The organism is Paenibacillus rubinfantis (genome assembly GCF_001486505.1).
GTDB lineage: Bacteria > Bacillota > Bacilli > Paenibacillales > Paenibacillaceae > Fontibacillus > Fontibacillus rubinfantis.
This window is the reverse complement of sequence record NZ_LN909066.1, coordinates 1,402,771-1,426,977: the sequence shown is the minus strand read 5'-3', so window position 1 is coordinate 1,426,977 and position 24,207 is coordinate 1,402,771. Positions and strand designations below refer to the sequence as shown.

The window sequence follows — 24,207 nt, the reverse complement described above, 5'->3', positions numbered from 1 at the left end:
GAAGCCGACGTACGTGGGGGCTCGGTCCCGTTGGATTTGAATCTCGCCCTCTATACGTAGTAAGCTAGACCCAAGAATCCATACGGGATGAAGGGAGCTGGCCCTAAGATGAATCTAGAAACGGTGATGCAGGAGCTGGAGGCGCTCGGCAAGGAGCGACTGAAGAAAATGTACATGTCCAATGGCGCGCGGGAGCCGCTGTTTGGTGTAGCGACAGGAGAAATGAAGCCGCTGTTCCGACAAATTCGCATCAATCAGCCTTTGGCCGAAGAGATGTATGCGACGGGGAATTATGATGCGATGTATTTTGCGGGGATCATTGCCGATCCGAAGGCGATGACGTCTGCGGATTTTGAGCGTTGGATGGAAGGCGCCTATTTCTATATGCTGTCGGATTATGTGGTGGCCGTCACCTTGGCGGAGGCGGATATCGCGCAGGAGGTTGCCGACAAGTGGATCGCCAGCGGGGACGAGCTGAGGATGTCGGCGGGCTGGAGTTGTTATTGCTGGCTATTGGGGAGCCGACCAGACAGCGAATTCGACGAAAGCAAGCTCGCTGGCATGCTGGAAACGGTGAAGAACACAATCCACGATGCCCCCGCGCGAACGAAGTCCGCGATGAATAACTTTGTATACACCGTTGGGATTTCCTATCAGCCGCTCCACGTTCAAGCGATGGAGACCGCCCAAGCGATTGGCCCGATCGAGATGAAACGGGACAACAAGAAAAGCGCCATCCTGAACGCTTCGGAAACCATTCAAAAAGCCCTGGATCGCGGTCAGCTGGGCTTTAAGCGGAAGTATGTGCGGTGTTGAGGGGAGTGGGGATGACCAGAGGTGCAGAGGTGTAGAGGTGCAGAGGTGTAGAGGTGTAGATGGTGTGGAGGTGCGGAGGTGCGGAGGTGTAGAGGTACGGAGGTGCGAAGGTGTAGAGGTACGGAGGTGCGAAGGTGCGGAGGTGTAGAGGTGCACCGACAGGTACAGAGGCCCTTTGCCGCTCTCCCTTTTTGCCCCTTTGGCCTCGGGTCCGATGCATTCTATATGAAAAACCGAATACAATTGCACCCAATCCGCCCGATTTCGGCAAATGTATTCGAAAAATCATATACAATTGGTCCTGACACGGCCGAAATCGCAAAATGTATATGAAAAACCGAATACAATTGCACCCAATCCGCCCGATTTCAGCAAATGTATTCGAAAAATCATATACAATTGGTCCTGACACGGCCGGAATCGCGAAATGTATATGAAAAACCGAATACAATTGCACCCAGACCGCTCGATTTCGGCAAATGTATTCGAAAAATCATATACAATTGGTCCTGACACGGCCGAAGTCGCGAAATGTATATGAAAAACCGAATACAATTGCGCCCAACCCGCTCGATTTCGGCAAATGTATTCGAAAAATCATATACAATTGGTCCTGGTGCGGCTGAAATCGCGGAATGTATATGAAAAACCGAATACAATTGCGCCCAAACCGCTCGATTTCGGCAAATGTATTCGAAAAATCATATACAATTGGTCCTGACACGGCCGAAGTCGCGAAATGTATATGAAAAACCGAATACAATTGCGCCCAAACCGCTCGATTTCGGCAAATGTATTCGAAAAATCATATACAATTGGTCCTGGTGCGGCTGAAATCGCGAAATGTATATGAAAAATCGAATACAATGCGCTTAAACTGCCACTGCCAGTAAAATGTATTCGAAAAATCATACAGATTTCATCTAGCTACTAATAACACCTACACCGGCTTCCCATTCAACGTCGGCGGGTCCTCCGGTTTCATCTCCGGACCGAAATCGTCCTCCGCTGCGGCGGGGTTGCCGTCCTGGTTCCAGGCGTCCTTCGTCATGAAGGCGCCCTTTCGGCCTTCATCGGTGGAGTCCTTGGCTTTGGCGCGTTCCAACTGCTGCTTTGTGTAGTCATCATTTGCACTCATCAAGCACACCTCCTTGGTTTTCGTGTTTTGTGGGTGGGTGGTTGTATTAGTATTCCCAAAGATCATTTACCTCAAAAAGAAAACCCGCCAAAGCCCAAACTCCTTGGAGTCCAAGCCTTGACGGGTCCTTCTATTTGATCGTTCACAGAGCTTATTGCGCCTTCACAAACTCGGTCGCCTTTACGCCGGCCTGACGTCCGAAAATGATGATATCGGCTACGGAGTTGCCGCCGATCCGATTATCCCCATGCAACCCGCCGGTAACTTCGCCAGCGGCAAACAAACCTGGGATCGGGTTGCCTTCTTGGTTCAACACCTCCGTGTTGGTGTTGATTTTCACGCCGCCCATGGTGTAGTGGATGCCGGGGGCAATTTTGATGGCGTAATACGGCGCGCCGGACAAATCGTGATCCATCCCGGTGGTTCTGCCGAATTCGGCGTCATTTTTATTCTGAACAGCTCCGTTCCAGGTGTCCAACGTCCTCGTCAAAGCATCTGCCGGTACGCCCATCGCCTCGGCTAAAGCTTCAATCGTGTCACCTTGGATCACAAAGCCCATCTTTTCATACTGTTGGATCGCTTTCACCCGGGATTTCACACCGGAATCAAAAACAAGATAAGCGGACTTCTCAGGCAGCGCATTGATCGCCGCGGTCACCTTATCGCGCGTATCCATTTCATTATAGAAACGTTGGCCTTCGCTGGAAACGAGGATCGCCCCTTCGCCGCGTACGGCTTCGCCGATCAGATAAGATTTCTCTTGCTGAACGGTGGGATGAACTTGGATCTGATCCATATCCACCGTAACGCCGCCCAATTTCTCAATCATCGTAATGCCATCGCCAGTGCTGCCCACTTGGTTGGTCGTGACGTATCCTTTTAGGTCCGGTCTAAACTGAGTGATCATGTCCGGATTAGCTCCGTAACCACCTGTTGCCACGATCACGGCTTTGCCGGTAATGGTCTTTTCATCGGTTTCGTTCAGGATGACCTTCACGCCGTTAACTTTGCCGTCCTGCTGAGTAATCTCCTTGACATTGGCGTTGATGAACAACGGAATGCCTTGCTCTTCAACGTTTCGAACCAAACCGTCCACCAGGTATTGTCCCACAGCGGAGCCGTCTTCTGGCCGGTGTGTGCGTTTTTCGCTCATACCGCCCGTAATCGTGAGGTTATTCAATCGGATGCCGATGGAATCCAGCCAATCGATCGCCCCGGCGGAATGGTCAACGAAGAACCGCAGCAGTTCAGTGTCATTTGTATTGTGGCCGCCTTTTAACGTCTCTTCATAGAACTTGTCATTGCTGTCTTCAATGCCTTGTTCTTTTTGGAATTTTGTCTCCGAGGCGTTCATGCCCGAGGACGACTTGGTCGTGTTGCCGCCGGCCGCCGGCATTTTCTCGAAAATCACCGGATTCATGCCATGGGCCTTCGCTTCGAGTGCTGCGGTCATGCCGGCACCACCTGCGCCGATAATGATGATATCATAGCTGTCCTGCAATTGATCGTATGGCGTATAGCTTTTTTCGGATGCACCGGCTACCGCTTCGTTCTCGGACGACTTGTCTGACTGCCCGCCTGCCTGTGTCTGGTTCTGACCTTGGACCTGGTTCTGAGGTTCATTCCCGCTCTTGCCGCATCCCGCAATAACGAGCATCAGGGATAAGACGAGAATGAGTACTGCTGTAACTTTCTTGTGCATGATAAACCCTCCACTTTTGTCTGTATAGGGGAGTTGTTTCTCTTTCGCCCCCCTTCGAGAGGATACCATAGGCTCTTGCTTCGGTAAGTGAAACATTTCACAAACAAACTGAATTCATTGAAGTAGATTAACATTTTCAAAACAAATGACATGAACTCCGTGTTTTCGTCTATAATGGAATTATAGGTACATCCCTAGGGTGATAAATAACCAAGCGGCGGAGTTTACAAACACCGTTTCACTCAGATCGAGTGGGCGGTGTTTTTATTTTTACGTAACAGGTTGGAGGGTTCTGATTAGATATCAAAGGAGGAAGGCACATGTTTGCAGTAAATGAGTATGTGATCTACGGAAACAATGGGGTCTGCCAAGTGAAGGACATCTGCACACCACCGGGAGTGGAGGGGGATCGCAAGTATTATCTGCTGAACCCGGTTTATCTGAAAGGCACAACGATCTATACGCCGGTCGACAACATTAAGGTGATCATGCGCAGCATCCTTTCGCGGGAAGAGTCCGAGCGTCTGATTTCCCGGATACCGAGCATCCATACAGCCTGGATCAGCAATGATAAGGCACGGGAAGCCAGCTGCAAGCAAGCGATCAGCACTTGCGATTCCATGGAGTGGATCAAGGTAATCAAAGCGATGCTGCAGCGTAAAAAAGAACAGCACGGCCTAGGCAAAAAACTCCGGCAATCGGATGAACGCTTATTGAGCTCCGCTTCCGAGCATTTACACGGTGAACTGGCCGTGGCTCTAAATATCCCAATCGAAGAGGTTGAAACCTATATCGAAAGTCGGATCGGCTTGTTCGAACAAGAGGTCGCTGCAAGTGATTCCTGCGCCCTGAATTAACAAAAAGGCAACTCCGCCAGCCAGGTTAAAATGGCTTTGCGGAATTGCCTTTATTTGTGTGATCTACACGGCTTCCATCTTCTGCGCAGTATACAAGCGGTAGTACAGACCGCGCTTGGCCATCAGTTCGTCATGAGAGCCAGATTCGGCAATCCCCTTATCGGAGACATACATAATGCGGTCGCAGTTCTTCACCGTCGACAGCCGGTGCGCAATGATAAACGAGGTGCGGCCTTTCAGCAGCTCGTTTAAGCCTTGCTGGAGCAGACGCTCCGTCTTGGCGTCGATCGAAGAGGTCGCTTCGTCCAGAATCAGAATACGCGGATCGGCCAGCAGGGTGCGGGCGAACGAGATCAACTGCCGCTGACCTTGGGACAGCTTCGAGCCGCGTTCATTTACCTCAGTTTGGTACCCTTGCTCGAACTCGCGGATGAACTCGTCGGCGCAGACCGTTTTGGCGGCGGCGATGATCTCCTCTTCGGTCGCGTCCAGCTTGCCGTAGCGAATATTATCCATAATCGTGCCCGAGAAAATAAAGCTGTCCTGCAGCATAATCCCCATCTGGCTGCGCAGCGACTTCAAGGTCACCTGCGAGATGTCGTGCCCATCGATCAGAATCGCGCCATCGCTCACATTGTAGAAGCGTGAGATCAGGTTGACGACCGTGGTCTTGCCGGCGCCTGTTGGCCCGACAAGGGCGATGCTTTCCCCAGCTTTGACATCGAAGTTCAGGTGCTCCAGGATGTTGAGACCTGGATCGTAGGCAAACGTGACGTCATCAAACTTGACGTTGCCTTTCACCGACGGCAGTTGCTTCGCTCCCGGCACATCGCTGACCGTCACCGGTTCATCCAGCGTCTCGAAGATCCGCTCCAGATAGGCGACGGCGTTAATGAAGTTGTTATACAACTGCGACAAGTTCAGAATCGGCTGCCAGAAGCGGGCCGCGTAGCTGCTCATCGCCAGGATAACCCCGAAGGTGACGCCTGCCGGCCCCATCGCAAGCAAGCCGACCAGATAGATGAGCGTCGTCACGATCGTCGCCAAATTGTCGACGGTGAACGGGATCAAGGCGTTGTAGCGCAGCGCCCGCATCCACTCCTTGCGGTAGTTGCCCGCCAGGCGGGTAAAGATACCTTCGTTATGTTTCTCACGGGAGAAAATCTGCGTCACACCGATCCCGCTAATGCTCTCCTGCAAATAGGCGTTCATGTTGGAGCTTTTGTTCGAAACGGCTTGCCATGCCCGACGCTGCCGAGTTTTGATCAGCAGCATCACGCCGAGGAACACCGGCAAACCGGCCAAGGTAACCAGCGACAACCGGACATCCACGGCAAACATAAAGGCCGCGATAAAGATCAGGTTGACGATCTCCAGAATAAAGTTGATGATCCCGTTGGACAAAACGTCGGATACGGCGTTGACGTAGTTGACCACGCGGATCAGGATTTTCCCTTGCGGTCGGTCGTCGTAATATTTAAACGGCAGCTCCTGCAGATGCTTGAACAAATCCGTGCGGATATCAAAGATGATGTCCTGGCCGACTCGGGTCATAATCCGGGAGCGGATCGTTGCCAGCTCGACGCTGACTACGATCGTGAGCAGCATGAGCACGGACCATCCGATCAATGCGCCAAAAGCTTTCTCCGGGATCGTCACGTCGACGACGTGTTGAATAATGAGCGGTGCCGATAACGCAATCGCCGCAGACAAAGCGCTCAATACGAACGCGAAGATCATCGGCTTCTTCTGCTTCTTGATGTAGATCATCGCCCGCCTGAAATGCTTAATGTCAAAGGGCGATTCCAGGTTCTCGTCGACATCGAATTTATTCCTGGCCATGGGCGCTCACCGTCCTTCCGATACCTTCGTTCTGAAGCATAAAGACCTCGTAATAATAGCCGCGTTTCGCAAGCAATTCGGCATGGGTGCCTTCCTCGATCAGACGGCCGCCGTCCAGAATCAGAATGCGATCGGCTTCGGCCGTTGTGGACACGCGCTGAGCGATGATCAGCTTCGTGCACGGGAAGTCCAGCTCACGCAGGCTCTTCTGGATATGCTCCTCGGTTTCAAGGTCAACCGCGGACGTAGTATCGTCGAGAATCAAGATCGGCCGGCGCACCGCCAGAGCCCGAGCCAGCGCGATCCGCTGCTTCTGCCCGCCGGACAAGCCAACGCCGCGTTCCCCAACGATGGTGTCATACCCTTCAGGCATTTTCGTAATAAAATCATGCGCCGCAGCCAACTGGGCATATTCGACCGTTTGTTCCTCCGGCAGCTCGGGATCGCCGTAAGCGATATTCCCGTCGATCGTGTCGGAGAAGAGCAGCACGTCCTGGGTTGCGATACCGATGTTACTGCGGAGCTCATCGAGCTCCAGCTTGCGGACATCCACGCCGTCAACCAGCACTCGTCCGCCGGATACGTCGTAAAAACGCGGGATCAGGTTGACGAGCGATGTTTTGCCGGATCCGGTGGAGCCCATGATGGCGACGGTTTCTCCCGGTTTCACCGAGAAGCTGATATCATGAAGCACTTCGCCGCCGTCATATTTGAAGGTAACGTGGTCGAAATCGATTCGTCCTTCGTAACGACGTTTTTCGATGGCTTTATGCTCATTCACAATGTTTGGTTTCGCGTAGTAGATTTCCACGATTTTGCTTAAGCTGGCGAAGAAACGTTGAATATCATTAATGATAATACCAATGTTGCGCATCGGGTTAGATACGGCCCAGATCAGCGCGGAGAAAGCGGAGAATTCCCCGAAAGTAATCCGCCCCTGCATGACAAAATAACCGCCAGCCAGCATCAAGATCACGTTAAACGCTTGGGCAAACGTCTCCAGATACGGGAAGTAATCAAGCCACACGAGCGCGGCTTTTTTGTTCGCTTGAGAGAAGTGGATGTTCTTATCCGTAAACTTCTCGATTTCGAATTCCTCGCGGGCAAAGGCTTTGACGACGCGGTTCCCTGAGATATTCTCCTGGGTTGTCGTGTTCAGCTGGGACAACCGTTCGCGCAGGTCGATGTACATCGGGCGGACCTTTTTTGCGAAGATAAACGCCACGATGAAGATCGGTGGCGCCAGCACCAGCAGCCACAACGTCAATACGGCATCGATGGTGAAAAAATAAATGACCGCCGCGAGGAAGATCGTCACCGATTCGATGATCGTCTTGATGATCCACGCCATGGAATGGCGAACCATGTCCAAGTCCCCGGTCATCTTGGTCATTAAGTCCCCGGTCCGGTTATGGTCGTAGTATTCCATATCCTGACCTTGAATTTTGTTGTACAGATAGATGCGGACTTTGTACAACATATTTTGCGAGGCCTGCTCGTACTGCATCGTTGTCAGATAAGCAAGCCCCGTGCGCAGCAGGGAAAACCCGATCATACCCATACAGAGCATGATGAGCAGCCCCCGTTCCTGCGATAAGTTTTGTGCCGCATTCTCACCCGTGATAAACGTGTCGACAATGCGTTGGCCTATGTACGGATTGATAATCATGAGCGAAGAGCCCACGACGGAAAGAACCAGCGCTGTAATATACCTGGCCCGGTTGCCCTCCAAATTCTGCCATAGCCATTTGAGTTCGAACATCTGATCACCCGTTTCTGTTTGTTCTTGCATGCATAACTGTCGGATGGACTCCGTTTTCGCAAATCATCGTGATTATACCACAACCATCCACAGGGAAAACCCGCGTATTCCAGCTTGTTGTCACGTATGTTTGCGTTTTCTCGAAGGGATCACCCCTTTGCTTTTATTTCGGTAAAATCTTTAGAATATGAAGTGGATATCGCGGTTTTTGCAGTCGGATTCGTAAAAAAGAGAAGGAGGGTCTGCCATGATCGAAGACATCGTCATTGCTCCGTTAACTCCCGAGGTTCGGGAGGAGGCTTACCGGGTGTTCGAGCGGACGATCCCGGAGGCGTTTGCCGGCGAAGGACTCGGGCATTTAATGGTAGAAATCCGCGAGGAGATCGCAGGGAAGGTACGATTGGTGGACGCAGCGCTGGGGATTGCATCAGGCTTGGGGACGCTCCAGCCTAAGTCTCAAGCGGGCGAAGGGACGGGGGTCTTTATGCTGGTTGCGAAGACGGCTCGGAAGGTGGTTGGTACAATTTCCTATGGTCCTTGCGGGAAAGAAATCAGGGAATGTACCCGGCATGTTTTGGACGACGTTGGCGAACTGGCAAGCTTGTACGTGCTGCCCGCCTATCAAGGGCAAGGCATCGGCGCGGCTTTGATCCAGGCGATGGCTGAGGCGTTACGGGAGCGGGGCATCCGGCAGTTTTGTCTCGACAGCGGCTACAAAACGGCACAGCAGAAGTGGTTACGCAAGTTCGGCAAGCCTTATGCCGTAGCCAAGGATTACTGGGGACCGGGGCAAGACCACATGGTTTGGTTGTGTCAGGTGGGAGACTACGTTTCGGGGCAGTAACGGGGAACTGTAACGTAACGGTCGAATTGTATTCGGTTTTTCATATATAAAGTGGTGCAGAAGACAAAAAATCCGAGTTCTATTCGGTTTTTCATATAGATTCTAGGGAACGCCTTCCAGATGCACAAATCTATATGAAATTTCATATACATTCCTTCGAAATCGCCGGAAATGAAGAATTCTATTCGGTTTTTCATATACATTTACACATTTGGCTTGTCTACCTCCCCATTTGCCGGGTTCCCGGTGAAGTGTTATATTAGTAGGATTGGTGGAACGCGTTACACACCGCTAAAATGAGCGATTCCTGCAAGGAGTCCAACAAGGAGTTATTATGCAATTTAACGAACTGAACTTGATCCCTCCGATCTTAAAAGCATTGGAGCAAGAGAACTATACTTCGCCTACACCAATTCAACAACAAGCGATCCCGCCCATTTTGAGCGGCAAAGACCTGCTCGGCTGTGCGCAGACCGGCACGGGGAAGACGGCCGCATTTGCCATCCCTACGTTGCAATTGCTGCATAAGAACCCGCGGGCGGGACGGCGGAACATCCGCGCGCTAGTCATCACGCCAACGCGGGAGCTGGCGCTGCAGATTTACGAGAATTTTTGCGCCTATGGCAAGCATCTGCCTCTGAAATGCGCGGTCATTTTCGGGGGCGTTTCGCAGAAACCGCAGGAGGTCGCGCTGCAAAAAGGCGTAGACATTCTGGTGGCCACCCCCGGCCGATTAAATGATTTGATGCAGCAGAAGCTGATCGATCTGAAGAACGTGGAGCTCCTGATCCTGGATGAAGCGGACCGCATGCTGGACATGGGCTTTATCCACGACGTCAAGAAGATCATCGCCAAGACGCCGTCCCAGCGGCAGACCCTGCTCTTCTCCGCCACCATGCCCGGCGCGATCGCGCAGATGGCGGACTCGATTTTGAGAAATCCGGTAAAGGTAGCGATTACGCCGGTATCCTCAACGGTGGATGCCATCGGGCAATCCCTTTATTTCGTGGACAAGAGCAACAAGAAGGACCTGCTGCTCCACCTCTTGAAGGACAAATCGATCGAATCCGTTATCGTATTTACTCGAACCAAGCATGGGGCGGATCGGTTAGTGCGCCATCTAACGAAAGCGCAGATCAGCGCAAAAGCCATCCATGGCGACAAATCGCAAGGCGCCCGGCAGACGGCTTTGCAGCATTTCAAGAACCGTACCTTGCGCGTTCTCGTCGCAACTGATATTGCGGCGCGGGGTATCGATATCGACGAGTTGTCCCACGTGATCAACTATGAGCTGCCGAATATACCCGAAACGTACGTGCACCGGATCGGGCGGACCGGCCGGGCCGGACAAAGCGGCGTCGCCATTTCGTTATGCGATTTTGACGAGAAACCTTACTTGGCGGATATTGAGAAACTGATCGGAAAACGGATCCCTGTGATCAAGGACCATCCTTACCCGATGCAGCAGACTGCACCAACCCCCAAAGAGGCGAAGCCTGTGCGGGCACCTAGAAACAAGGCCAAGGAAATGGAAAGGGTTAAACCGAAGGTAAAAGTCAAAGGATAGAAGCATACCAACGATAGTGGAGTGATGACATCGACATGGCCAAAGGGAAAGGCGGCACGGGTAGAGGAACGGACAAGAAAGGTTGGAATCGCTGGCAAGCTGGCGAACGCAGAGCAAAAAGCGCTCCGAAACCTTATAAGAGCAAAGCCGATAAGAAGGAATCAGATGGAGCGAAGTAGATACAAACAAGAAGCACAAAGAGCTTCCCTAAGCCGACATTTCGGTTTAAGGAAGCTCTTTTTTTGGAGACGAAAAAGGGGACTCTATTCCCCACCCGACAACAGCTTCAACAGATTTTGCGGGATGTTGAACTTCTGGTTATCGATCAGCAACTGGAATTCTTCGGAGGCTTCGGCTTGATGCGCGTGCTTGATTTCCTCCATTTCCTGCTGCAGCTGCTCCATTTTCAAATCCAGCTCGTAGGCGGTGTCTGCGGCGTTCTTAAGATCCTCCAACAGCCGGTCCGGCACGGATTCGTTATATTTATAGAAAATCTTATGCTCCAGACTAGCCCAAAAATCCATGGCAATCGTGCGGATTTGAATTTCGACGCAAACCATTTCCTCGCCGTCCGACATAAACACGGGCACTTCGACTAGCATGTGCAGGCTTTTGTATCCGTTGGGCTTGGGGTTCTTGATGTAATCTTTGATCGTGAGGATCTTCAGATCCTTCTGGGCTTGCAGCATTTCACTGATCCGGTAAATGTCCGAGATAAACGAACAGGTGATGCGAATCCCGGCGATATCCTGGATGTTTCGCTTAATATCCTCAAGGGAGCTGGCACCGCCTTTGCGATACAGCTTCTTCATGATGCTTTCCGGTGACTTGACACGCGACTTCGTGTGCTCGATCGGATTGTAATCGTGGAGAAGCTGAAACTCCTCCTGTAAGATTTCGATTTTGGTCTCCACCTCGTGGAGGGCAAATTTGTACATCATCATGAATCGGGTTAACGTCTTCTGCAAGGCCTTCATTTGCTCCAAGGGGTTCACAAAAGGGTGATTTATCATAGGGGGTGCTCCGTCCTTTATCTGTAGATCTCGAAATGAATGATTCCTTCTCCATTATAGCTTAGGGAACAGGCCAGATGCCAGAAAAGGGGAAGGGATATCCGGAGAACGGACCCTGTCTCACGTCCTTTTATGTTGGTTGCAGAAGAGGCAGTGCGTCCGTTAATTGGATTTTATAGGACTTCACGAGGGTCTCCCCGTTGGACGTATCGGCTTCGTAAGCCCGTTCGAACCCCAGGTCTTCGTACAGCTTCACCGCGGCGGCCATCATGTCCGAGGTATGTAAGTACAGCGTGCGGGCCCCAAGTTGAAGAGACCTGCGGGCGGCCTCACGAATGAGCAGCTTGGCAATTCCGCGTCGGCGGGCATAAGGCGATACAGCGAGCAGCCGGATAATCGGTGAATCGATGCCGAGGTCGGATCTCCCATAAGCCGCCTCCGAGGACAGGAACAGCTGCACGCTGCCGACGAGATCCCCGCCAAGCTCGGCGACGAGGCGGGCATAGGGGCCGTTGCCGTACACGGAGCTCCGGATGTTCTCGCGATATTCCTCCCACCGTTCCCGCGGCATATCAAACGCATATTGCTGATAAGCCTCCAGCATGACCTTGGCAATTTGTTCGCGTTCTTCGTCCCGGGCATCCCGGATCCATACTTCCTGCTCTAAACGGCTCATCTCTCCAACACTCCTTATCGAGGTAGTTCATTCATCAAATCAGGTAAAGTGAACCTAGTATAGACTAAATACCAACTAAACGCATCGGAATATAAAATTATTAACACATCCATTAAAAAATTCTATATCGGAGGATTGACAAAAAGTGGCGGGCTCCCTAAGATAAAGGATAATTTTATAAAACCATCTATATAGATTGGTATAGTGAGATATAAATACGTTAGGGGAGGGACCCATGTGAACATCGATCATATCGAGGCATTTGTATACATCAATCACTACGGCAGCTTCAACAAAGCCGCGGAGGTCCTCTTCCTTTCGCAGCCGACGGTGACCGCGCGGATCCAATCGTTGGAACGGGAGCTGGATTGCCGGTTGTTCGATCGCTTGGGGAAACACATTCAATTAACGGAGAAAGGCAAGCAATTCCTTCCGTATGCCCAGCAAATCCTTCAGACCTATCAGAAGGGAAAACATCATCTCCATACCCGGCCGGGAACCCCTGAGGAGCTCCGGATCGGCAGTACCGTCTCTGTGTCTAACTATTTGATGCCTCACTTGCTTATGCTTCTGCATCAACGATTCCCGTTGATCAATTTCAAGGTAACCACCGGTCCAACCGACGTCCTTGCGGCGAAGCTGGCGGCCAAGGAAATCAACCTGGCTTTTGCGCGCAAGCAGATGAGCCCGGCCTTTCAATCCTATCCCTTCTACGATGACCCCATCCGGCTTTACGTATATAAGGATCATCCACTTGCCACGGCAGGAAGTGCATCCATCCGCGACATCCGGCGGGAACCCCTGGTGTTCTTCGAGTGCGGCTCCCTCGACTGGATGCGAATTCACCGCGCCTTCGAAAACCTGGAGCAGCCGCCGAACATCGTATTTCAGGTCGACAATGCCGAGACCGCCAAGAAGCTCGTGTTAAACCGGGCCGGTATTTGCTTTCTCCCCGGTTTGTCTGCTAGACACGAAGTGCAGGAGGGAAGCCTCGTACCGGTCGACATCCTTGAGACGGCGGGCGTCTCCTTGCAAACCCACCTCATTTCCCTCAGCGGCGAGAACAACGTCTTTATGGGCGCCTTATTGGAATTAGGCTCCCTTCCTCCTATCAACGAATTGCATGTACCCATAGAAAAACTCGATTAGACGTGTAATAAAAATCACAGTAAAGTAGTGTCAACATAATCCTGACTAAACTTATAGGGATTGTAAAACAAAGAAATCGGAAATGGGGAAGGGGTTAGAGATATGAAGAGATGGTTAAGTGCGGCGGCCGTGCTGGTATTAACGGGAGTCCTGGCAGGGTGCGGGGCGGGGGCGTCCAGCGGGACGGAATCGAAGGATGCTGCGGCGAGCGCAGCTTCGGGGGAGGTCAAGAAAATTATCGTAGGTACGGGCACCGGATTCCCGAAGGTATGCTTTATTGACGAGAACGGGAAGCTGACCGGGTTTGACGTTGAGCTTGTCCGCGAAATTGATAACCGTCTGACGGAATATGAATTCGAGTTCCAGACCCAGGAATTTTCCAACCTGCTGCTGAGCTTGGAGACGAAGAAGATTGATTTTGTTGCCCACGAGATGGAGAAGAACCCGGAGCGGTCTGAGAAGTACCTGTTTAATAAAGAACCTTACGCGCATTGGAGAAACAAAATCATCGTCGCGAAAGACAACGATACGATTCAGTCGCTGGACGATTTGAAGGGGAAAAAGGTGCTGACCTCGGCAACCAGCGCACAGGCGCAAATTTTGGAGAACTACAATAAGGAAAATAACAACGCCATCGAGATCGTGTACCAGAACGGCGCAGCCAATGATACGGTTAGCCAAATCACCTCCGGGCGCGTGGATGCCACATTGGCAGCGGATTTCTCGCTTTCGCTGATCGATCCTCAAGGGAAGCTAAAGGCGACCGGGGAGGAGCTCTCGCAAGCCGATATTCTCTTCGTCTTCCGCAAGGACGATCCGGAGGGACAGAAGCTGTCGGACGCGATCGATGAGGTGATTAAGGAATTGAAAGCGGACGGGACATTAGGCAAGTTAAGCAAGGAATGGCTTGGGGACGACTTTACATCGGAAAACTAATCCACAAGACGGGAAAGGAGGGAGATTCCGTGGGGGCACCGTTTGATTTTTCCTTCGTGATCGGCGCCTTTTCGAAGCTGTGGTCGACGCTGGGCGTTACGCTGCTGATCGTGGGCGGGTCGTTGTTGACGGGGATCGTGGTTGGTTTTTTGATCGCATTGCCTCGGCTGTACCGGATTCCGGTATTGGAGCAGTTTTCCAAGGTATACGTCTCGTTTTTCAGAGGGACGCCGATTTTAATCCAATTGTTCCTGTTCTATTATGGCTTGCCGGAGCTGTTGAAGCTGGGCCACCTGGATCTCTCCCGCGCGCCCGTATTGTTCTTCGTCATTTTGACCTACGGTCTGCATACGGGAGCTTTTATGTCGGAGACCATCCGCGCATCGGTGACGGCCGTGGATCGGGGGCAGGTCGAAGCGGCTTACGCCGTGGGGATGAAGGGGCATCAGGCGTTTGCAAGAATCGTATTGCCGCAGGCGCTGGCGGTTGCGGTGCCGGTATTTTCGAATATGGTGATCGCTTTGCTGAAGGATACTTCGCTGGCGTTTACCCTGGGCGTGATGGAATTAACCGGAAAAGCCCAGACGTTAGGCGCGCTCACCCAGCATTTTATCGAAGCTTATCTGGCTTTGGCGTTCATTTATCTGATCGTAAGCTTCACGTTAGAGAAGCTGCTGCGCGCTGCCGAACAGCGTTTGCTGAGGCATGAGCAGCCGGATGGGGAGCAGAGAAGGAGATTTCGCATCGAGCGGAAGCCGTCGCTCCGAGGCATGTTCGCCGGGATCGGCGCGGAAAAAGGAGGCGCGAAGCTATGAAAATCGACCCCTCATTTATCTGGACGGCGTTCCTTCAACTGCTGTCTGCAATTCCCACCACGTTATTCATCACCGCCGTGTCCGTCTCGGTTGGCTTTGTTATTGGCGTGCTCACCGCACTATTCAGGTTGTATCGGGTTCCTGTGCTAGGTCCGATCTCCATCGCTTACGTCACCTTTATTCGCGGCACGCCGATGCTTACGCACCTACTCCTGATTTACTTCGGTTTGCCGGTAATCCTTGACGGCTTATCCGGTTGGTTTGGCTGGGGGTTCAAATCCACCTCCATCCCGATGATTGCTTTTGCCTTCATTTCATTTTCCATCACGGCCGGGGCTTATATGTCCGAGGTGGTCCGTTCGGGTTTGCTGGCGGTGAACCGGGGGCAGTTGGAGGCTGCTTATTCCGTTGGGATGACAACGTTCCAAGCGCTGCGGCGGATCGTGTTCCCCCAGGCGCTGGCGGTCAGCCTTCCCAATTTATCCAACTCGGTAATCGGGATGCTGCACGGTTCGACGTTGGCTTTTACCGTCTCCGTCGTGGATATTAACGCCAAAGCGCAAATCGTCGCTTCGACCAACTGGAAGTTTTTTGAGGCCTATTTGGCGGCGGCGGTCATTTTCTGGGGGCTGACGGTCCTGATTGAACGGTTAACGGCCCGGCTCGAGAAACGAATACAACTCTACAATCGGGGGGGAGTGGCATGATGCAGCTTCGTCATATTTCCAAGTCCTTTGGGCGCCAGCAGGTGTTAAAATCGATCGATCTCACGGTAAACCAAGGCGATGTCGTGGTTATTCTGGGGCCCAGCGGTTCCGGCAAAACGACGTTGCTGCGATGCATCAACTATTTGGAGAAGCCTAGCGGCGGCGAGATGGTCATCGGCGACTTCCGCCTGGAGTGCAGCCGGGCGACGAAGAAAGACATCCATGCCCTCCGGCAAAAGTCGGCGATGGTGTTCCAGCAATATAACTTGTTTAAGCATAAGACGGCCCTGGAGAACGTGATGGAAGGTCTGGTTATCGTCAAAAAAATCCCCAAAGAGGAAGCCAAAGCCCGCAGCATTGCGCTGCTGGAGAAGGTAGGTTTGGCCGGCAAGCTGGACGCTTATCCGAGCCAGCTGTCGGGCGGGCAGCAGCAACGGGTAGGCATCGCCCGGGCGCTGGCCTTGGAGCCGGAGGTGATTCTGTTCGACGAACCTACGTCGGCGCTGGACCCGGAGCTGGTTGGCGAAGTGCTGGAGGTCATTCGCAAGATCGCCAAGGAAGGGATCACGATGATCGTCGTAACCCATGAGATCGGCTTTGCCCGCGACGTAGCCAATCACGTCGTGTTTATGGACGGCGGCGTCATCGTGGAAGAAGGGAGCCCGGCAGAGCTGCTGTACCACCCGCGCGAAGAACGGACGAAGCAGTTTCTGAAACGGATTACCCCCGAGCTCAGCTACAGTATTTAGCATTTCGGATTGAGGAGGCGAAAGAGATGGGACTCACGATTAGCGTGTTGGATCAAAGCCCGATATACCCGGGAGAAACGGCGGAGCAGGCGTTTGCGCATACCGTTTTGCTGGCTCAAAGATCGGAGGAGCTGGGGTTCCGACGGTTTTGGGTATCGGAGCATCATGATTCGGAGCAGGTGGCCGGTTCCTCGCCGGAGGTGCTGATCTCCTACCTCCTGGCCCGAACGAGCACGATCCGCATCGGCTCCGGCGGTGTGATGCTCCAGCATTACAGCCCTTATAAGGTGGCGGAGAACTTTAACGTGCTGGCTTCCCTGGAGCCGGGGCGGGTGGACCTTGGCGTCGGCCGGGCTCCCGGAGGATTGCCGAAGAGCACGCAGGCTTTGCAACAAGGCTCACGCGAATCGGCTTCCCTGACGGACAAAATCGTGGAGCTGCGCAAGTACGTGCAGGACCGCCTGGAGGCAAACCATCCGCTGGCCGGTCTGCGCGCGGCCCCGCGTCCGGCGCAAGCCCCCGAGCTCTATGTGCTTGGCGCGAGTGTGGACAGTGCCAAAATCGCCGCCGAGCTAGGTTTACCGTACGTGTACTCCCTGTTCATTAACGGGGATCCGGCGATTGCACTTAAGGCGATACAGACCTACCGGGAGAGCTTCGATTCGTCGCAGGGCTTGGAGCCCCAAGTCATCCTGGCGTTGTCTGTGGTGGTCGCCGATTCGGAGGCGGAAGCTGCCGAGCTTGCCGGCAAGCAGAAGGTCGTGAAGGTGCGGCTGGACAGCGGTAAAACGGTGACGCTTGGGACGCGGGAGCAAGCGGAGGAGTTCGGCCGGCAGGCGGGAGAGCCATATACGATTGAGGAGCAGGAGCCCTGGATTATTAAAGGCACCAAGGAAGCCGTCCGCGAGCAGTTGCTGGCGCTGCAGCGAGACACCGGCATCGAGGAAGTGATCGTCACCAGCAATATCAGCCCATTTGAGAAGCGAGTGCGCTCTTTTGAACTGCTTTGCGACGCTTTGGTTGAAGTGACGGCGGAGGCGGAACATGTCCAATAACGATACCCATACGATGCAATGGCCATCGTCCGGGCTTACGGCAGAGCGGGTCGTGGAGATTCGCCGGGAGCTGCACCGGTATCCGGAGCTGTCGAACGAGGAGTTCGAGACGACCCGCCGAATCCGCGGCTGGCTGGAGGAAGCGGGCATCCGGATCCTGGACGTTCCGCTGGCGACGGGGCTGATCGCCGAGGTTGGCGGAGTCCGGGAAGGGCCGGTTATCGCGCTTCGGGCGGATATCGACGCCTTGCCGATTCAGGAGGAGACGGGACTCCCGTTCGCCTCGGCGAATCCCGGCAAGATGCACGCGTGCGGGCATGATTTCCATACCGCCGCCTTGATCGGTACGGCGTATGCGTTGAAAGCCCGGGAGGCGCAGCTCAAGGGCACGGTTCGGCTGATCTTCCAGCCAGCCGAAGAGAAGGCCAAAGGCGCGCGGCAAGTCATCGCGAGCGGGGCGCTTGATGGGGTGCATGCCATCTTCGGCATGCACAATAAGCCCGATCTTCCCGTCGGGACGATCGGGATCAAAAGCGGGCCGCTGATGGCCGCCGCCGACGGCTTTGTCGTCGAGATCGCCGGGCGGGGAACCCATGCGGCCGTGCCGGAAGCCGGCAACGACCCGATCGTTACCGCGGCACATCTCGTGACGGCGCTGCAATCGATCGTGAGCCGGAACGTGGGCTCCCTGGAGAGCGCCGTCATCAGCGTTACGAAGCTGCACAGCGGCACGGCCTGGAACGTCGTTCCCGAAACGGCGCTGCTGGAGGGCACGATCCGGACCTTCGACGAGGAGGTGCGGCAGCGGGTGCTGCGGCGCTTCGATGAGGTCGTTCAAGGCGTGGCGGCTGCATTTGGCACAACGGCTTCCGTCCGTTGGATTGAAGGTCCGCCGCCCGTGCTGAACGATCCGGCGCTGGCAGAGCTCGGGGAAGCCGCAGCGGAGGCGGCGGGGTACCGGGCCGTAACGCCGGTTCCTTCGCCCGCAGGAGAGGATTTTTCCTGGTATCAACGGGAAATTCCCGGCCTCTTCGTCTTTATGGGGACGGGGGGACCGAAGGAATGGCATCATCCGGCCTTCGATCTTGACGAGCGGGCCATTCCGGTAAGCATCGGCTTCTTTACGAAGCTGGCCGAGCGGGCATTGGAAGGTTTGAGCGGGAGCACGTCCGGAAGGAAGGCGGCGCACTTCGATGAGCATTGTCGTTCAGACGAGCCAATTGGGGATTCAAATGACAGTCGGACTAAGGGATAGGAGAGGATTGGATCGCATGACTAAAGTGAATTTTGAAGCTTTTTTAAATACGCATGGTCAGCTCGTTACGGCCATTGATGGCCTCAGCGAAGAGCAGACGACATGGAAGTCGAAGCCGGAGAGCTGGAGCGTGCTGGAGGTGCTGTCCCACTTGGTGGATCACAGCATCGTCACTTCCTTTCGGATCCGGGATATTCTGGCGGGGACGACGGTCCGGCTGCCGGCTTTTAACCAAGATGCCTGGGTCAGTGGACAATATGCGAACTTGGGCAACGTAGCCGACGTATTGCAGGTCTTCCACGCTTTGCTGCTGTATAACAGTTTGCTGTTAAGCCGTCTGGATGCAGCCGACCTGGAGAAAACCGGGGTGAATGCCAAGGGGGAGACTGTCACCCTCACAGATATCGTGGAGTCCTTTACCCGCCACGTGCAACGTCACTTGGAGCAAATCGATCGAATCAAACAAGCGGCCGAGATCGCCTGAGCAAGGGATGGATGAGAATAAGGAATGGATACCTAATCGATAAGGAGGAACGAAATTATGGCGAAGCCAAAACAACTCAAATTGGGTGCGTTACTGCACGGGGTCGGAGGAGGAACCTCCTTGTGGCGCCATCCGGATGTGCAGCCTGACGCCAGCATCAATATCGACGTATACAAACGCTGGGTGCAAAAGGCGGAGGCCGGTAAATTCGATCTGGTGTTTATTGCGGACGGCTTATATATCACGGAGAAATCGATCCCCCATTTCCTGAATCGCTTTGAGCCCATAACACTCCTCAGCGCCTTGGCAGCGGTCAGCAAGCATGTCGGTCTGGTTGGGACGTTGTCCACATCGTACAGCGAGCCGTTTACCGTTGCCCGGCAGTTCGCCTCCTTAGACATGATCAGCGGCGGGCGTGCAGGCTGGAACATCGTGACATCCCCCCTGGAAGGCTCCGCGCTAAACTATGGGAAGAAGGAGCATCCGGACCATGACAAACGTTACCGGATTGCCACCGAATTTCTGGAGGTAACCCGCGGCCTGTGGGATTCTTGGGAGGACGACGCCTTCGTGCGGGATAAGGAGACGGGGGTATTTTTTGATCCGGACAAAATGCACACGCTGAATCACGTCGGGGAGTTCTTCTCGGTGAAAGGGCCCCTGAATATCGCCCGTTCTAAGCAGGGACAGCCGGTGATCTTCCAAGCAGGCTCGTCCGAGGTCGGCAAAAATTACGCGGCAAAGCATGCGGATTCCGTGTTTACGGGGCATGAGACGATAGAGGATGCGCAGGCTTTTTATCAAGACGTGAAGTCCCGTGCCACTTCGTTTGGGCGAAATCCGGAGGAAGTTCTGATCTTTCCGGGGATCAGTCCGATCGTTGGCCGTACCCCGGAGGAAGCGGAACGCAAGTACCAAGAGGTTGCCAGCCTGGTGACGATCGAGAATGCCTTGGATTATTTGGGACGCTTCTTCGAGCACCACGACTTCTCCCAATACCCGCTTGACGAGCCATTCCCGGAACTTGGGGACCTAGGCAGAAACAGCTTCCAAAGCGGCACGGACAAAATCAAAAAAGACGCCAAGGATAAAGGGCTGACGCTGCGACAAGTGGCGCTGCAGGCCGCAACGCCTCGCGGCAGCTTCATCGGCACGCCGGTGCAAGTGGCGGACCGGATTCAGGCCTGGTTCGAGGGAGGCGCTGCCGACGGGTTCATGATTGCCACCGCCGTTCCGAACGGATTGGAGGAGTTTGTGGAGCTCGTTGTTCCGATTTTGCAGGAGCGCGGCTTGTTCCGGACCGAATACGAAAGCGATACGCTGCGCGGCAACCTGGGCCTGCCGGTTCAGGAGAACCGGTATACGTTGGAGCGCCAAGCGGTGGCTAAAGTATAAGAGTTTGACATAGAGGAGGAGGAAGAGACCATGGCAAAAATCGCATTGATCATTGGAAGCCCCAGCTCCAAATCACGGTTATTCGGATTAACCCAGCGGGTGGAAGAACAACTGCAGCAAGCGGGGCACGAACTCGCTTGGATTTCGGCGGCAGAACTCCCGGCGGAGGAGTTGCTGCGAGCTGATTTCGGCAGTCCCGCCATCCAGGAGGCGCTCGCTGCGATCGCAGCAGCCGACGCCGTCGTCATCGCGAGCCCGGTATACAAAGCGGCCTACTCCGGCGCGCTCAAAACGATCCTGGACTTGATCCCGCAAAAAGGGCTGCAGGGCAAGGTGATACTGCCGCTCTTCATCGGCGGGACGATCGCCCATTTGCTGGCGGTGGATTATGCCCTGAAGCCGGTGGTTGCCGCGCTGGGCGGTACCCATATTCTCAGCGGGGTGTTCGCCGTGGATCAATGGGTCAGCCGTTTGGAGAACGGGGGATATGCGCTTGAAGAGCAGCTCCGCGAACGTCTGGATGAGGCGGTTGGTGAATTGAACCGAGAACTAGCCCGCTACAGGGGAGCGGAGCAAGAGCAAGCAGTAGGGTTAGGGTAACCAGAGGAACCACGTAACCACGTAACCGGAGGAACCATTCTATTCGATTTTTCGCATATATTATGCCACCGAAACCCAAAAGGCCGGATTCTATTCGGTTTTTCATATACATATCGGGTTTTGGCTCCCCAAAGGCGCGAATATATATGAAATTTCATATATAATCCGCTAAAATCGCCGAAATCGCTGAAATGTATTCGATTTTTCGAACACATTTGCGGTTTGGCGGGCTTGGCGCCCTTCTTCAACGTAAAAAAGAGCTTCCTTACACCCAAATTCCGGGTGGAGAGAAGCTCTTTTTGCCGCCGTTCACTTCTGGCAAGTGAATCACTCAGCCGCCCAGCTGTGATTTCACTTGCTGCACTTCCTGGTTGTCCGCCATCATCGCAGGTTGGTAGAAGCCTTTGGATTGGGCCAGCTGGAACAGCTCGTACTGGGATTTCTCGCAGTTATCGCGGATTTGCTGCACGGTGGATCTCAGCTGGAGATTGGCGCATTCCGAAATGACGCTGCTGTAAGTGTTCAGGCTGCTTTTAACCATGGACAACGCGTCGTTCACCATTTCTTTATCCTGCATCATTGTGTGGTGTACCTCCCTAATTCAGAAATGACATGAGCTGTTGTTTGGTATTCTGCGCGTCCTGGGCCGACTTTTGAAAGTAGGCCTTGACCTGCGGATCGACGGACTGCTGCGCGTAGGTGAGCATTTTTTGATGTGCCGTTTCATGAGCGCCGATCAGGTGCCGCAGGCTTTGCAGCTCCTGTTGGTTGATTTGGGACATGTCATCTGCTCCTTTCCTTTGGTATTCGCTGGTTATTGTTTGCGAAATCGGGGCAATTCATGCGATCGGCATGTTTTCCCTTTGAAAAAGGTGCAGGATGGTGAATAAATTGTGACGGTGATCGGAAAGTACCGGGATTCGGGGTTTGTACAATATTACATATGTGACCGAGGCCTCATTACCATGACATGTGAACTATTAAAATAGTCACTGTGATCATGTCGAATTTTGTTAAAATTAGAAAGATGGCTCTTGGTTTGTATTAATTACATTTCTACAAGCATATTGACAAGCTCTAAACTATGAAAATTCAATTAAAAGGTGGAATAATAATGTCTTGGCAAGGTAATCCATTTCGAGGGTTCAAGAGATTGAGGTTTCGTTCGCTGATCGGCAAACTGGTGGGAATGATCGTTCTGCTTATGATGGTATGCGCCATCTCTTTCACGTTGGTGTCTTACTACGAGGTGCAAAGATCGATGACCAGCCAGATGAAAAGCGATGGGACAACCTTGGTGACCAATATCAAACGGGAAATCATCAGCAACGAGCTACTGGATAGGGGGCAGCTGCAGCAAATGTTCCAGACGATCAAGGAGGAAGGGCAAGGCAACATCATTTATATCTCCCTTTCTGATGTCCAAGGAAATTTGATCGTATCGGACAATAGCCAGATTCAAGGGGACGAAGCAGGGGCAACCGACGCAATTGCTTCGGCTTCGGCAACATCAACGGACACGGATTTAACCGCTGTGGTGGCCAATCAGGAAACGACGGGTCATATTTTGGAGACCGCCGGCGGAGAGAAGGTGTATAACATCTCTACGGACTTTTCATACAGTAACGAGCTCTCCGGCGCGTTAAATGTGGGGATTTCGCTGGAAAGCATGTATGAGCAGATCCGCGAAGCGCTGATCGAGACCATTATCATTTCACTTGTCATCCTGCTGTTCGCGGTTGGTCTGGGATTGCTCATGGGACGCAAGATGATCCGCCCGATTACAATGATGTCCAAGCGCATCAAGAGTTATGGGGCGGGGGATTTCTCGGAAGCCTTTAACCACCACAGCCAGGATGAAATCGGCAAAATGGCGGAAGACCTAGCCCATATGCGCCGCAAGTTGGGGGGGATGATGGAGAACATCCAGCTCCGCGCCGGCCAGGTCACGTCCGGTTCGCAGCAGCTTTCGGTTATGATCGGGGAGACTTCACAGGCGGCGAAGGAAATTTCCACAGCGACGGATGCGCTGGCGTCGGGCTCGGGGGACCTTGCGGTGAATGCGCAGGAAGGACTGGACCGGCTTAACAGCTTGGCGGAGGAAATCGTGTTGCTCACCGCGCGGGCAGATCAGATGAAGTTCAGCATTGAACAGACGCAGGAAGTTAACCAAACGACGATGACCAGTATGAAACAGCTGCAGAAGGCGATTCGCGAAAACGCGGAAGTAACCATCAACATCGAGGAGCAGGTAAACGACCTCAGCGCTAAGTCGGAATCGATCACTCAGGTGACGACGGTGATCAAAGCAGTTGCCGAGCAGACTCATCTGCTGGCGCTGAACGCGATGATCGAAAGCGCAAGAGCCGGCGAACAAGGCCGTGGGTTCGCGGTAGTGGCCGAGCAAATCCGTAAGCTGGCTGAACAAACGACGGGTTCGGTGCAGGGGATCGAGGAGATGGCAAGGGAAGTGGCCGCCGCGGTAGCGAAGACCCGGGAGTACATGCAACAGGGTACCCAGGTCATTACCCAGACGAGCGAGATGTCACGGGAGACCGGCCAAGCGTTCCGGCAGATCGACCAGACGATTCATTATATGATCGAAGGGATGCAGGAGCTGATCGACGGCATCACCCAAGTCAACCGCGACAAGGACGAAGTGATCGGCACCATCGAAAGCATTTCTTCGATCGCACAGGAATCCACCGCGTCGACCGAGGAGATTTCGGCCTCTACCGAGGAGCAATTGGCCAGTATGGAGCAGGTGTCCGCTTCGGCCGCCGAAATGAAGGAGATTGCTGACGATTTGAATCACATGGTGGGGCAGTTCAAATTCTAACTTGAA

24 protein-coding genes are annotated in these 24,207 nt (G+C 53.6%); 16 read left to right on the top strand and 8 right to left on the bottom strand.

What is annotated here, in order from left to right; all coding sequences use genetic code 11:
* The first annotated feature begins 108 nt into the window (after window positions 1-108).
* Window positions 109-816, top strand: coding sequence for a DNA alkylation repair protein (locus BN3277_RS24000; protein ID WP_059047013.1), 708 nt, complete (start codon window positions 109-111; stop codon window positions 814-816).
* 940 nt (window positions 817-1,756) lie between these two features.
* On the opposite strand, the gene BN3277_RS23995 is transcribed toward BN3277_RS24000, so the two are convergent.
* Together BN3277_RS23995 and BN3277_RS23990 are read right to left on the bottom strand one after the other, a co-directional pair.
* Window positions 1,757-1,954, bottom strand: coding sequence for a hypothetical protein (locus tag BN3277_RS23995; protein WP_059047010.1), 198 nt, complete (start codon window positions 1,952-1,954; stop codon window positions 1,757-1,759).
* A gap of 151 nt (window positions 1,955-2,105) precedes the next feature.
* On the bottom strand, window positions 2,106-3,656 hold the full coding sequence (locus BN3277_RS23990; protein ID WP_059047008.1) for a flavocytochrome c: 1,551 nt from the start codon (window positions 3,654-3,656) through the stop codon (window positions 2,106-2,108).
* A 320-nt stretch (window positions 3,657-3,976) separates the two neighbouring features.
* On the opposite strand from BN3277_RS23990, the gene BN3277_RS23985 reads away from it, so the two are divergent.
* Window positions 3,977-4,513 (top strand): CarD family transcriptional regulator, encoded by a 537-nt coding sequence (locus BN3277_RS23985; RefSeq protein WP_059047006.1) that lies wholly within the window; start codon window positions 3,977-3,979, stop codon window positions 4,511-4,513.
* 63 nt (window positions 4,514-4,576) lie between these two features.
* Here BN3277_RS23985 and BN3277_RS23980 read toward each other — a convergent pair whose 3' ends face one another.
* Window positions 4,577-6,355 carry an ABC transporter ATP-binding protein gene (locus BN3277_RS23980; protein WP_059047004.1) on the bottom strand — a complete coding sequence of 593 codons (1,779 nt, stop codon included), beginning with the start codon at window positions 6,353-6,355 and terminating at the stop codon, window positions 4,577-4,579.
* On the bottom strand, window positions 6,342-8,117 hold the full coding sequence (locus tag BN3277_RS23975; protein ID WP_059047490.1) for an ABC transporter ATP-binding protein: 1,776 nt from the start codon (window positions 8,115-8,117) through the stop codon (window positions 6,342-6,344). Before BN3277_RS23975 ends, BN3277_RS23980 begins: the two co-directional genes overlap by 14 nt.
* A 247-nt stretch (window positions 8,118-8,364) precedes the next feature.
* Between BN3277_RS23975 and BN3277_RS23970 the strand changes: the two genes are divergently transcribed.
* The 3 genes from BN3277_RS23970 to BN3277_RS25225 all read left to right on the top strand — a co-directional run bounded on the left by BN3277_RS23970 (window position 8,365) and on the right by BN3277_RS25225 (window position 10,707).
* The gene (locus tag BN3277_RS23970; protein WP_059047001.1) at window positions 8,365-8,961 is read left to right on the top strand and encodes a GNAT family N-acetyltransferase; all 597 of its coding nucleotides are present in this window, start codon (window positions 8,365-8,367) and stop codon (window positions 8,959-8,961) included.
* 334 nt (window positions 8,962-9,295) lie between these two features.
* A complete protein-coding gene (locus BN3277_RS23960) occupies window positions 9,296-10,528 on the top strand; it encodes a DEAD/DEAH box helicase (RefSeq protein WP_059046997.1) in 1,233 nt (410 codons plus the stop codon).
* Between the two features lie 35 nt (window positions 10,529-10,563).
* Window positions 10,564-10,707 carry a DUF3934 family protein gene (locus BN3277_RS25225; protein WP_082691590.1) on the top strand — a complete coding sequence of 48 codons (144 nt, stop codon included), beginning with the start codon at window positions 10,564-10,566 and terminating at the stop codon, window positions 10,705-10,707.
* An 84-nt stretch (window positions 10,708-10,791) separates the two neighbouring features.
* On the opposite strand, the gene BN3277_RS23955 is transcribed toward BN3277_RS25225, so the two are convergent.
* Both BN3277_RS23955 and BN3277_RS23950 read right to left on the bottom strand, forming a co-directional pair.
* Window positions 10,792-11,541: a GTP pyrophosphokinase gene (locus BN3277_RS23955; protein ID WP_059046995.1), complete on the bottom strand. Its 750-nt coding sequence runs from the start codon at window positions 11,539-11,541 to the stop codon at window positions 10,792-10,794.
* Between the two features lie 130 nt (window positions 11,542-11,671).
* Window positions 11,672-12,217 (bottom strand): GNAT family N-acetyltransferase, encoded by a 546-nt coding sequence (locus BN3277_RS23950; RefSeq protein WP_059046993.1) that lies wholly within the window; start codon window positions 12,215-12,217, stop codon window positions 11,672-11,674.
* Between the two features lie 237 nt (window positions 12,218-12,454).
* Here BN3277_RS23950 and BN3277_RS23945 point away from each other — a divergent pair, with 237 nt between their 5' ends.
* The 10 genes from BN3277_RS23945 to ssuE all read left to right on the top strand — a co-directional run bounded on the left by BN3277_RS23945 (window position 12,455) and on the right by ssuE (window position 21,362).
* Complete coding sequence (locus BN3277_RS23945; RefSeq protein ID WP_059046992.1) at window positions 12,455-13,366, top strand: LysR family transcriptional regulator; 912 nt, start codon at window positions 12,455-12,457, stop codon at window positions 13,364-13,366.
* Between the two features lie 102 nt (window positions 13,367-13,468).
* On the top strand, window positions 13,469-14,302 hold the full coding sequence (locus tag BN3277_RS23940; protein ID WP_059046990.1) for a transporter substrate-binding domain-containing protein: 834 nt from the start codon (window positions 13,469-13,471) through the stop codon (window positions 14,300-14,302).
* Between the two features lie 29 nt (window positions 14,303-14,331).
* Entirely contained in the window at window positions 14,332-15,117 is a 786-nt protein-coding gene (locus tag BN3277_RS23935; protein WP_059046988.1) for an amino acid ABC transporter permease, read from the top strand.
* Window positions 15,114-15,824, top strand: coding sequence for an amino acid ABC transporter permease (locus BN3277_RS23930; protein WP_059046986.1), 711 nt, complete (start codon window positions 15,114-15,116; stop codon window positions 15,822-15,824). Before BN3277_RS23935 ends, BN3277_RS23930 begins: the two co-directional genes overlap by 4 nt.
* Window positions 15,821-16,573, top strand: a complete 753-nt coding sequence (locus BN3277_RS23925) for an amino acid ABC transporter ATP-binding protein (protein ID WP_059046984.1) — start codon at window positions 15,821-15,823, stop codon at window positions 16,571-16,573. Before BN3277_RS23930 ends, BN3277_RS23925 begins: the two co-directional genes overlap by 4 nt.
* Before the next feature lie 26 nt (window positions 16,574-16,599).
* A complete protein-coding gene (locus BN3277_RS23920) occupies window positions 16,600-17,628 on the top strand; it encodes an LLM class flavin-dependent oxidoreductase (protein ID WP_059046982.1) in 1,029 nt (342 codons plus the stop codon).
* On the top strand, window positions 17,618-18,883 hold the full coding sequence (locus BN3277_RS23915) for a M20 peptidase aminoacylase family protein (RefSeq protein ID WP_232436502.1): 1,266 nt from the start codon (window positions 17,618-17,620) through the stop codon (window positions 18,881-18,883). The genes BN3277_RS23920 and BN3277_RS23915 overlap by 11 nt, the downstream gene beginning before the upstream one ends.
* A gap of 16 nt (window positions 18,884-18,899) precedes the next feature.
* On the top strand, window positions 18,900-19,367 hold the full coding sequence (locus BN3277_RS23910; protein WP_059046980.1) for a DinB family protein: 468 nt from the start codon (window positions 18,900-18,902) through the stop codon (window positions 19,365-19,367).
* 57 nt (window positions 19,368-19,424) lie between these two features.
* Window positions 19,425-20,762, top strand: coding sequence for an LLM class flavin-dependent oxidoreductase (locus BN3277_RS23905; RefSeq protein ID WP_059046979.1), 1,338 nt, complete (start codon window positions 19,425-19,427; stop codon window positions 20,760-20,762).
* A 30-nt stretch (window positions 20,763-20,792) separates the two neighbouring features.
* Window positions 20,793-21,362, top strand: a complete 570-nt coding sequence (ssuE, locus tag BN3277_RS23900; RefSeq protein WP_059046977.1) for an NADPH-dependent FMN reductase — start codon at window positions 20,793-20,795, stop codon at window positions 21,360-21,362.
* 331 nt (window positions 21,363-21,693) lie between these two features.
* Here ssuE and BN3277_RS23895 read toward each other — a convergent pair whose 3' ends face one another.
* The gene (locus BN3277_RS23895; RefSeq protein WP_059046975.1) at window positions 21,694-21,942 is read right to left on the bottom strand and encodes a spore coat protein; all 249 of its coding nucleotides are present in this window, start codon (window positions 21,940-21,942) and stop codon (window positions 21,694-21,696) included.
* 16 nt (window positions 21,943-21,958) lie between these two features.
* Window positions 21,959-22,144, bottom strand: a complete 186-nt coding sequence (locus BN3277_RS23890; protein ID WP_059046973.1) for a hypothetical protein — start codon at window positions 22,142-22,144, stop codon at window positions 21,959-21,961.
* Between the two features lie 332 nt (window positions 22,145-22,476).
* On the opposite strand from BN3277_RS23890, the gene BN3277_RS23885 reads away from it, so the two are divergent.
* Entirely contained in the window at window positions 22,477-24,201 is a 1,725-nt protein-coding gene (locus tag BN3277_RS23885; protein WP_059046971.1) for a methyl-accepting chemotaxis protein, read from the top strand.
* The last annotated feature ends 6 nt before the right edge of the window (window positions 24,202-24,207 follow it).